This is a genomic window from Rubritalea sp. (genome assembly GCF_039830215.1).
Lineage (GTDB): Bacteria > Verrucomicrobiota > Verrucomicrobiia > Verrucomicrobiales > Akkermansiaceae > Rubritalea.
In genome coordinates this window covers 1-10,415 of the sequence record NZ_JBDOPO010000094.1, presented here as the reverse complement: position 1 = coordinate 10,415, position 10,415 = coordinate 1, and the positions used below count along the sequence as shown (strand labels likewise).

The window sequence follows — 10,415 nt, the reverse complement described above, 5'->3', positions numbered from 1 at the left end:
CCGGCTTCTAATGGTCTTACGAGCACAAACATCAACTATGCTGGCGAAGCGCTGGTGAGCGGTTTCGAAACGTCCCTTCGTGGTGGCTTCATTCAGAATGTTCTGAAGTACGACCTCGCATGGACTGCTCAGCTCAAGGAAGAGGTGATCGATGTGCCTGATCACATTGTCAGCGGTAATTTCTACTACGACGCAGACGTTTGGGTTCTTGGTTTTGGTGCAAGCTATGCCGATGGCGCATCCTACGGCAACTCAGAGGACACAAACTTTGTGCCAACAGACTCCCGCTTCGTGACGCGTCTCTTTGGTCACTATCAGATCAATGAAAATCTCAAGCTACACGGTCGTATCGAGAACCTCTTTGACGAGAAGTATCTTCTCTCAGATATCTACGGCGACCAAATCCAAGCTCAAGGTTTGGGTGCCTTTGGTGGTCTCACATTGACCTTCTAATCCAAGTACAACAGATTCATAACAGGTGCTGCACGATTTCGGTCGTGCAGCATTTCTTAGTTTGTGGTTGATTAGCTATAGGTATGCGTAAGGTGCACAATGAATGGTTGGATTATCGCTTTGAATTGAGCGAGCACCCTCGGCGCGTGGTGTCTTTGGTATCGTCTGCTACTGAAGCGCTGGTTCGGATGGGCTTGCGGGATCGCCTAGTTGGCATTTCTGAGTATTGCCCACGCTACATCGATGCGCACGGCATCCCAGTGGTGGGTCAATATTTGAATGCAGATATGCAGGCGATTGAGGTGCTCGATCCGGACTTGATTTTATTGACGACAGGAGTTCAGCGAGGGTTATCTAAACGGCTAATGAATGCAGGGTTACCTGTTTACAATCTGGATCTTCCAGTTAGTTTTTACGGGGTTTTAGAGAATATCAGACGTATAGGTTCTGTAGTCAATGACTTGAGTGGCTCAGAGAGGCTTATTTCAACCATGCGCGACGAAGCTGAGTCACTAAGGAAAGGGGAGTCATTTCAACCAAAACCCAGGGTGTATGTTGAGCTGTGGTTGGGCCGCCACCGCAGGGCAGTGGGCGGGATGAGCTACATTGCAGATATCGTCAGGATGGCTGGGGCTGAGTTGGCGTTTTCTGACCTTGCACAGGGGTATGTGGAGAATGATTTGGGAGTGGAGCCAGAGGCGGATATCTTCTTGTTTTTCCACGAACCAGAATACTTGGTAGATGGCGCTCAGTTAGTTTATGAGCGCGGCTGGGATACGGATATTCCGGTGATTATGTCGACTGTGAAGATGGGCGAGAATATGATTCAAGAAGGGCCAAGTTTGCTAGAGACTTCAGAATGGCTGCATCAGAGAATAAAGGGGGAATTGCGATGAGGTTTGCTAAGCTTATAGGTGTTAGCTTGTTGGTTGTTGCTAGTTTCTTGGGTAGTTACTGGCTGCGTCGTGGAGCTGAGAGTGAGTCGCAGACGTTGAGCTCAGAGGCTAGGATTGTGACGATGGCTCCGAGCTCAGGCGAAGTGGTCTTTGCTCTGGGGTTGGGTGACCAGGTGGTGGGGGTTTCGCGTTTCGCTAGCTATCCGCCAGAGGTCATGGATAAAGCGAAGGTGGGAGGTTATCTCGATGTCGATCTCGAGGCCATTGTGCGGCTTAAGCCTAATGTGGTGGTGTTGCTCAAGGAGCAGGCTGACCTGGCTCAGCAATTAGAAAATCTAGGGATGGGGACGATGTTAGTGGATCACATGTCTGTGGATGGAATTTTGGCATCGATCACTAAGCTGGGGGAGCGATTTGGTAAAGCGGAGGAGGCGAGGGTGCTGCGAGAGTCTTTAGAGTCAAGGATCGAGAAGGTGCGCATGGCTGCACGTACTAAGCCGCATAAGAAGCTCTTGTTGTCGATTGGCCGCGAGCTGGGTGTGGGGAAAGTGACGGGTGTCGTGGCGGCAGGTGCTGGTGGCTACCATCAGCAATTGTTAGAAATCGCTGGATATACGAATGCCTATAGGGGGAGTGAGAATTTTCCGCAGCTCTCGCGCGAGCATTTGATCAGGATGAATCCCGAGATTATTATCGATATGGTGAATGTGCGTGATGCTGAGGCCATAGGAGTCGAGAATATCAAGGCGGACTGGAAGTCGCACCCTGAGCTGGTGGCGGTGCAGAATGGGAAGGTCTTTTTATTACTGGGCGATGAGCATTTTGTGCCAGGGCCTCGATTTGTGGCTACGCTAGAGTGGATTGCGGAGTGTGAGGAAAGGGGGGCGGAGTGAGTGGGAGTCCTATTCTATTAGAGTGCCGAGATGTCTGTGTTGAGGTGCGTGGCAAAGCGCTGCTCAAAAATGTGAGCTTCACTCTGCGTCGCGGTGAGCACAAGGTGGTCATTGGCCCTAACGGGGCGGGCAAGACTAGCTTGCTCCGTGCTATTTTAGGCGGTTTACCAATTCAGAGTGGTGAGGTCTATCTAGATGGGTATGAGCTGGCGAGCCTGCGACAAAGCGATATCGCGAAGCGGCTCTCATATGTGCCTCAGTTGTTGGCGGCAGAGATTCCGTACTCGGTGCGTGAGTTTGTAGCCATGGGGAGATATGCGCATGGTGGAGGGCTGAGTGATGTGGCGGTCGATGAGGCTTTGGCTGCTGTCGCAGTGGCGAAATTCGAGGATCGGGTAGTTTCTACTCTCAGTGGTGGTGAGCGTCAGCGGGTGTGTATTGCTGCGGCTTTGGCTCAGCAGGCGCCGATCTTGATTCTTGATGAACCATTGGTTCATCTCGATCCAAGCCAACGGATGGAGGTGCAAAGGGCGCTTCGTGAGCTACCAAAAGAGGTGACAGTCATGGTGGTGACGCATGACTTGGATTGGGCGAAAATGGACTTCCATTCGTTGTTGTCCATGAGTGATGGATTAATCGAGTATGAGGGGTTTACGGGTGATTATTACTCTGACGGTGGGATTTGTGGCTTATTCGGTTTAGAGGTAGGTGCGCGGTATAGAGAGGTGGGATCGTGAAGAGAAACTTGTTGATCTTGGTGGTCTGTGCCGTGTTGACCTTGCTGGGTGCTCCATTCCTTGGCGAAAGTGTTATTTCTGAGATTGGTTCGGCTGGGACTGATGGTTTAGTGTTTTGGGAAGTGCGGGTTCCGAGGGTGTTGTTAGCCTTTTTGTGCGGCGCGGCTTTGGCTCTCAGCGGTTTGGTTTTTCAGGCAATGTTTCGCAATTCTCTCGCGACGCCTTACACGCTAGGAGTGGCGAGTGGCTCTACTTTTTCCGTGGCTCTGTGGATCAACTTTGGCTTGAGCTTCTCGATTATAGGTATTTCGGGAGTCTCGCTGGCGGCTCTATTGGGGGCATTGCTGTCCGTGCTATTAGTTTATAATTTGGCTAGATTTGCTGGTGGCTTGGCGACGGTTAGTTTGCTGCTTGGAGGAGTGATTCTTAGCTTCTTTTTCTCAAGCATCACGATGCTGGTTCAATACTTTGCTGACGCGGGCAGCATGTTTAAGATGATGCGTTGGACGATGGGGAGCCTTGGGCAAGCAGACATGGACGCTGTGCTGAAGGTGCTGCCCTTTGTTGTGTCGGGGACTTTGCTGATAGCTCAGTACAGGAGAGAACTCGACCTGCTGTCGGTGGGAGATGAGTTGGCTATGAGTCGTGGTGTGGAGGTGAAAAAAGTGCGCCGTATGTTATTCTTTGCGGTCTCGCTGATGATGGCTGGCGTGGTGTCGGTCTGCGGTCCGATTGGCTTTGTTGGGATAATGGTCCCGCACTTCTGCCGCATGCTTTTTGGGGTGGCCCATCGCGAACTAGTTTGGATGACATTCCTATTGGGTGGGATTTTCTTGGTTTGGTGTGACACACTTGCTCGTAGTGTTACTATCGGCTCCGACTTGCCGGTGGGAATCATTACCTCACTCATTGGTGGGCCGTTTTTCCTCATCGTGCTACTGAAGCGTGCACGAGTCTGAATGATTTTTATACGTACTATGAGCCACAAAAAAAGGACACAGAACAAAAACGAGACGCAGGATTCGAACCTTGAAGAGGTTGGCTATTATTGGCGGCGTTTCCTTTATAGTCGTAGGCTCCACTCTATGGTTTTCTCGTCATGCGATTGCCAATGCTGTGATTGATGACGCGCTGGTGAAGGTGGCTGCAAAGGCAAATAAAGTCGGTGTCGAGTTGGTCGATCTGAATTCTGGTGAGATTGAAATACCTACACCCTTTGACGCGCAGGTGCAGAATCTGACGACCGATTTCGACATTGGTGTGCGCAATAAAGATAAGATTCGCTCACGTTTTGAATCGGCAAAAGGCGGATTCAATATGATTAATAATTGGTAGAAGGAGACGGTTTACTAATGCTAACGTTCTTTTTAACATAAAATTAATGCATCAAAACCTCACTGCATCTGAGAGGTTGTACGCGTAGTAATATACTGCATGAATAAAGCAGGGGAACTCTAAGGTGGTATAGCCATGGCGTAGTATTCAGCCAAGCTCCAATCAGTATTGAATGGGAGCTTAATAGAATGTATGTGGGGTTAACGCATCAAGCAGTTACACTAGCACTGGTTTGCTGCAAAAGAATAAGTAAACTAAGTTCGTGTTACCACTAGGAAACCTGATTCAGAAGTGCTGAAGCGTATTATGATCGGGCACAGCCCCGAGTAAATCAGCTTAGCTCTCGACGGAAACCAAAAGTCTGACACACGCCTATTATTGCATCATAGCAGAGGACCATAAAACTGGTATAACCTTACTAACGTTCTACGTGTCAATGGAATACGTCACTCTCGAGATCGAGCAGGCACAAGGCGTAGACAAATGCCAAATCGATGAGGCTTGGACGAGATCTCCCTCAATCATTGACGTTAGAACTAGTTCAGCAGACTAGGAAGTGGATTGGCTTGCAGCAATAATAGGCAAGGATTAAAGCTTGTTGGGTAAGAAGTCAGTGAACACCCAAGAAAGATAATGGACTGCCTGAGTACGACAGAATGAGCTCACAAAGTAGCAGCGTGGCGAGCATGTTTAAATCTGTTAGTGAATATTGTATAGTGCTTTGAATTTGCTGCTACCCAAATGATGTTCCTAGTTCAAGGGGATTACTGATGTCGCCAATGGCTGTGCAGGATTATTTGTTCTGGTCATCAGTATGCTGAACTCGCTAGTTTTGCGCATGCTAAATAAGATTATAGCCTTCATTCTTGTAACCAGCGGCGTGGCCTTCTCAACGACGAAATCTGTGTACCGAGTTTGGCAACCGATTTCACTTCATGGCACAGATGTGTCTAGTGTTCAAGGTAAGGAGTCAGGAGTTGATTACACCGTGTTAATGTCTCGCCCAGTTGTGCTTTCTGGTGCGCTGCCCGAGGATCTAGTCTACGCAGTTGCTCTAAAGCACCAATTAGCAAGCATTGGGGGCTATTCTGTCAAGGAGGCGAATCTCATGTCTCTGAGTAAGATTAAGCTACACGCTCAGCTCACTGACGACGTTTTGTTAGTCTCCTTAGACATCTCTGGTGCCAAGGTTCCAAAAGATGTCGATGTCTCACTTTATAATGTGGTGAAATTATCTATCGATGCACTCAAAATGACACTGGAAGATTACACTGCAGCATATCTTCAAGAGGGAATGTCTTGCGCTATTCTTGTTACCAGTGATCAGAAGGGGCCGCAGCTCGAGAAACTGAAGAAGCTCGATGTTCGCTTCGTTGCAAATAAAGAGAACTGATAACTTACAGCGGGAGTTAAAAATCCACATTATTCGTCGCATTCTAGGGAATTGAGATTGCATGATTTCTCGCAATCTGTTTCTTAAATAACAGCTGAGATATGAGTGAGAAAAAACGAGCATTTAGACGTGTAGTCCTGAAGTTGAGCGGTGAAGCCCTCCGTGAAGTAGGTAGCCAAGATAATATTTCACCAGAGATCGTTGGGCGAATTGCCCTCGAAATCAAAGATGGCCACCAGGCTGGCGTCGAAATTGCGATCGTTGTAGGTGGTGGTAACTTCTGGCGTGGAGCGAGTGCGAGCGCCCGAGGCATGGACCGCGCTACTGCTGACTATGTGGGCATGATGGCAACCGTCATGAATGCTCTCGCAGTGCAGAGCGCTCTCGAAGCTGAAGGCGTCCCGTGTGCCGTTCAATCAGCAATCGAGATGAAGAATGTTGCAGAGCCCTTCATTCGCCGCAAGGCAACTCGCCACCTATCTGAGGGCACTGTAGTTATCTTCGCTGCAGGCACTGGAAGCCCATTCTTCTCAACGGACACTACATCCGCACTCCGAGCCAGTGAGATGGGAGCATGTGCAATTCTAAAAGCCACCATGGTAGATGGCGTGTACAATGCTGACCCTAAAAAGGATGCTTCAGCAACACGCTATGAGACGATTTCCTTCAAGCGTTGCCTCTCGGACGAGTTGGCAGTGATGGACTCTACCGCTTTTTCTCTCTGCATGGATAACAATGTGCCAATCATCGTCTTTGATCTCAATGTGCACGGCAATATCGCAGATGTAATCAAGGGTGCACCTATTGGCACTATCGTCAGCAACCAAGGATAATTTCTTAATACACGCAATATCTAACTAATACCATTATGGATCCAACATCAGTTCTTGAAGAAGTCGAAATGTCAATGGAGGCTGCAGTCGAGCAAATGGCCACAGAGTTTGGCTCAGTTCGTACGGGTAAAGCATCTCCAGCACTCGTTGAAAATGTTACTATCGAGGTGAAGGCCTACGGCAGTAAGATGAAACTACGTGAACTCGCAGTCATCACAACGCCGGAGACACGCCAGATCATGATCCAGCCCTACGATGCCAGCACAGTCGAAGATATTGACCGAGGCATCCGCGAAGCACAGCTCGGATTCAATCCAGTCAACGAGGGCAAAGTCCTACGTCTACCTATACCAGAACTAACGGAAGAACGCCGCCGTGAGATGGTCAAGCGCGTGAAAACAATTTCTGAAGACATTAAAGTCCGTCTTCGCAGTTGCCGTAAGGTCGGAATGGATAATGGAAAGAAGTTAAAAAATGAGAATGTCCTCACTGAAGATAGCCTCCGCGATTTCGAAAGCCAAGTCCAAGATCTGACTGACAAGTTTGTTAAGCTAGCCGACGCAGCGACTACTGAGAAGGAAGCTGAAGTCATGACTGTCTGAGCTAGATCTACCCAACAAATTTCCAAAAGGCGTCTCTCACGAGACGTCTTTTTTGTTTTAGATTAAAATCGGCGTTGCAGGGGTTTCTGCCACGAAAGAATGCGAAGTTATCAGATCGGGGAAGGGACAATGAAGTAACCAAACACGGATATGACATATGCTAGAGGTAGGAGCAAATCTCAGAGATGACCGGCTAAGTTTGATAAGTTGAGTGTGTTTCCCAGACAAAAAATGTCTACTTCGGGGCTTCTTTATGTGCTTACAATCGTGGACTTACCTACATTGCCACACCTCTCGATCACTTTCATTTTTTGAGTATCGGGCATGGTCGCCCATGCGCTGATTTCATCAATTGAGCGACCGCACTCGAGGCATATTTGTTTATCGCTGAGCTTACAGTTTTGTGAGCATGGGCTTACAGGTGAGTTTTGATTGTCAGTCATTAGTTGTATTGCCAGTATACCTAGCATCTAGCCGAAGGGCTGACCACAGCTATATCACACATTCAATGCTCCAATCCTACTTACATTGGCTGAGCCTCGTTCTGGAATGTTGATGCTTGGCTACACCTTCTTGCATTGATGTGGTGGGACTCATTGGTGGCTACATTTCCACCTATTTGCAGCCTCAGATTTGATCTGAGAATCGTCACTTTTCCTATGAATCTCAGTTGATCCTTTTACAAGTGTGGGTACCATCGGCATATAATGTTCGAGTTATCGAGTGAATACACGCCTCAAGGTGATCAGCAGCAGGCAATTGATAAAATGGTCAAGTCCTTACGGGCTGGGAATGTTCACCAATCGGTGCTGGGTGTCACGGGCTCAGGTAAGACCTTCACAATGGCGAACATCATCCAGCAGGTGAATAAGCCAACATTAATCATGAGTCATAATAAGACTCTAGCCGCTCAGCTCTACTCGGAGTTTAAAACCTTTTTCCCTAACAATGCGGTCGAGTACTTCGTCAGTTATTTCGATTACTACCAACCAGAAGCTTACATCCCCGCCTCGGATACTTACATCGAGAAGGACTCGGCCATCAACGAGGAAATCGAGCGAATGCGGCTGAGCACGATGGGGAGTCTGATCACCCGCAAGGATGTGATCGTGATTGCCTCCGTGAGTTGTATTTATGGTCTGGGGTCACCTGACGACTACAAGGAGATGATGATGCCGATCAATGTAGGCATGGTGATCGGTCGTGATGAGTTCTTGGCGAAGTTGGTTGAGATCTTGTTTGAGCGTAATGATATCGCATTCCAGCGTGGTCATTTTAGGGTTCGTGGTGACGTAGTGGAGGTGCGACCGGCTTACCTAGAGGACACTGCCATCCGAGTTGAATTCTTTGGAGACGAGATCGATCGTATTTCTGAAATAAAGGCGACCAGTGGCACCAAGCGCGGTGACATGGAGAATTACTTATTCTATCCTGCAAAGCAGTTCGTTTCATCTGGTCCAAAGATGAAGGAGGCAATCAAGGCCATTCGCAAGGAGATGAAGGAGACCATTGCGGCCTTCGAAAAAGAAGGGAAATTGATTGAGGCTCAGAGGGTGCGGATGCGGACTGAGTATGATATCGAGATGATGAACGAGATGGGGTTCTGCCAAGGCATTGAGAACTACTCGCGCCATGTAACAGGGCGTGATCCTGGAGCTCGACCATATACATTGTTAGATTTCTTTCCCAAAGATTACCTTTTACTAGCGGACGAGAGCCACGCAACTATTCCTCAGGTTGGTGGAATGTTTGAAGGGGATAAGAGCCGTAAAACAATGTTGGTGAATCATGGGTTCAGACTGCCCAGCGCCTTGGACAACCGTCCACTTCGCTTTGCGGAGTTCATGGAGATGACTAACCAGCGGGTCTACGTTTCGGCCACTCCAGGGCCGTTTGAAATGATCAATTCACGTCCTGAAAATAAGCACTACATTCCATGGGTGAAAGGGGAGTTGTCCGCCAATCAGGCGATTAAGATGCTGCGCAAACAACTCTCCCCAAGTCCTAGCTCTGAGCCCATTGAAGACTTCGAGGTGAATAAGCGCGGAGCAACCTTGATAGCTGAGCAAATTATTAGACCAACTGGGTTACTGGATCCAGTGCTCACGCTGTACCCATTGGAGGGACAGATCGATAAGACGATAGAGCTTTGCCACGACAGGGTGCTGAAGCATGAGCGGGTGTTGGTGACAACACTCACGAAGAAGACAGCGGAAGATCTAGCTGACTACCTAGAGAAGGTGGGTCTTAATGCCCGCTACCTCCATTCGGATATCGATGCGATTGAGCGTGTGGAAATCCTACGTGCGCTACGCGCCGCCGAATTTGATATTCTTATTGGTATCAACCTCCTGCGGGAGGGACTCGACCTGCCAGAGGTCTCCTTAGTCTGTATTCTCGATGCTGATAAAGAAGGTTTTCTTAGAAATGAAACAAGCTTAGTTCAGACGGCAGGACGAGCAGCCCGCCATGTGAATGGCGAGTGTGTTCTGTTCTGTGACAAGCAGACGGACTCAATCAATCAATTGCTATGCATCACGAAATACCGCCGTGAGATTCAGATTGGCTACAATAAAAAGCACGGGCTCGAACCAAGAAGTGTGATCCGATCCGTTCAACAAAGCCTCCAACAGACCGATAGTGATAGCGCAGATGATACTGTGCCAGTGCTCCGGGTTGCTGAAGACGAAGTCACCTACAATGCCCTAGAACTCATTTCCCAACTCGAGGAGGAAATGCGCGAGGCTGCTGGTAAACTAGAGTTTGAACGTGCCGCGCACCTCCGCGACCAAATCGAAGAACTCCAACAAAGAGAGAAAACGCGCCTCGCTAAAACGTCCGACAAAAAGAAGGTCGACTATAGAGATTTGAAATAGTGGGCACACTATTCCACAGGAAACCACTATCTGAATGTAAAATTCAAAAATAAAGAACGAGGTAAATAACGAAGCAACACTTTCCTTGAACAACTTTCCGAGCTCGTCCGAAATACTTGAGTTACTCAGCCCCACTCAAATAATGGTAGTAATTGGTGAGAGAGGCTGACTCTCATTTTCGTGTGTGTCCCTCAGATATTAAACTCGGCTAAGATTGAATGTGTGGTTTGTTTCATTTGATTGATGTTAGGCAATTACGTTCTTGCGCGGTATCCACTGAGGACTAGTCCTCTGAGCTGAGGTGGACCCCGTTCTCCGTCCGTTAGATTCAGCTATTAAGTTATGATGGGAGGATGAGCTAGGTGATAATATAGGAGTGAGGCTGGAGCAAGGGCTA

The 10,415-nt window shown here is 48.5% G+C and carries 11 protein-coding genes; 10 read left to right on the top strand and 1 reads right to left on the bottom strand.

The genetic code is table 11. The features are described 5' to 3' along the window. From ABGY95_RS03040 to frr, 9 genes are all read left to right on the top strand, one after another. The coding region (locus tag ABGY95_RS03040; protein ID WP_347440219.1) for a TonB-dependent receptor at window positions 1–453 on the top strand (453 nt) is incomplete at its 5' end. Window positions 454–536: 83 nt separating this feature from the next. Continuing rightward, window positions 537–1,349, top strand: coding sequence for a helical backbone metal receptor (locus ABGY95_RS03035; protein WP_347440218.1), 813 nt, complete (start codon window positions 537–539; stop codon window positions 1,347–1,349). Beyond that, on the top strand, window positions 1,313–2,242 hold the full coding sequence (locus ABGY95_RS03030) for a helical backbone metal receptor (protein ID WP_347440217.1): 930 nt from the start codon (window positions 1,313–1,315) through the stop codon (window positions 2,240–2,242). The genes ABGY95_RS03035 and ABGY95_RS03030 overlap by 37 nt, the downstream gene beginning before the upstream one ends. Continuing rightward, a complete protein-coding gene (locus ABGY95_RS03025; RefSeq protein ID WP_347440216.1) occupies window positions 2,239–2,979 on the top strand; it encodes an ABC transporter ATP-binding protein in 741 nt (246 codons plus the stop codon). Before ABGY95_RS03030 ends, ABGY95_RS03025 begins: the two co-directional genes overlap by 4 nt. Beyond that, a complete protein-coding gene (locus ABGY95_RS03020; RefSeq protein ID WP_347440215.1) occupies window positions 2,976–3,938 on the top strand; it encodes an iron ABC transporter permease in 963 nt (320 codons plus the stop codon). Before ABGY95_RS03025 ends, ABGY95_RS03020 begins: the two co-directional genes overlap by 4 nt. 70 nt (window positions 3,939–4,008) lie before the next feature. Then, window positions 4,009–4,314, top strand: coding sequence for a hypothetical protein (locus ABGY95_RS03015; RefSeq protein ID WP_347440214.1), 306 nt, complete (start codon window positions 4,009–4,011; stop codon window positions 4,312–4,314). An 838-nt stretch (window positions 4,315–5,152) separates the two neighbouring features. Then, window positions 5,153–5,707, top strand: a complete 555-nt coding sequence (locus ABGY95_RS03010) for a hypothetical protein (protein WP_347440213.1) — start codon at window positions 5,153–5,155, stop codon at window positions 5,705–5,707. A gap of 101 nt (window positions 5,708–5,808) precedes the next feature. After that, window positions 5,809–6,540, top strand: coding sequence for a UMP kinase (pyrH, locus tag ABGY95_RS03005; protein WP_347440212.1), 732 nt, complete (start codon window positions 5,809–5,811; stop codon window positions 6,538–6,540). A gap of 35 nt (window positions 6,541–6,575) precedes the next feature. Beyond that, entirely contained in the window at window positions 6,576–7,142 is a 567-nt protein-coding gene (gene frr / locus ABGY95_RS03000) for a ribosome recycling factor (RefSeq protein WP_347440211.1), read from the top strand. A gap of 251 nt (window positions 7,143–7,393) precedes the next feature. Here frr and ABGY95_RS02995 read toward each other — a convergent pair whose 3' ends face one another. Continuing rightward, window positions 7,394–7,585: a DUF1289 domain-containing protein gene (locus ABGY95_RS02995; protein WP_347440210.1), complete on the bottom strand. Its 192-nt coding sequence runs from the start codon at window positions 7,583–7,585 to the stop codon at window positions 7,394–7,396. Between the two features lie 264 nt (window positions 7,586–7,849). Here ABGY95_RS02995 and ABGY95_RS02990 point away from each other — a divergent pair, with 264 nt between their 5' ends. Then, the gene (locus ABGY95_RS02990; protein ID WP_347440208.1) at window positions 7,850–10,018 is read left to right on the top strand and encodes an excinuclease ABC subunit UvrB; all 2,169 of its coding nucleotides are present in this window, start codon (window positions 7,850–7,852) and stop codon (window positions 10,016–10,018) included. The last annotated feature ends 397 nt before the right edge of the window (window positions 10,019–10,415 follow it).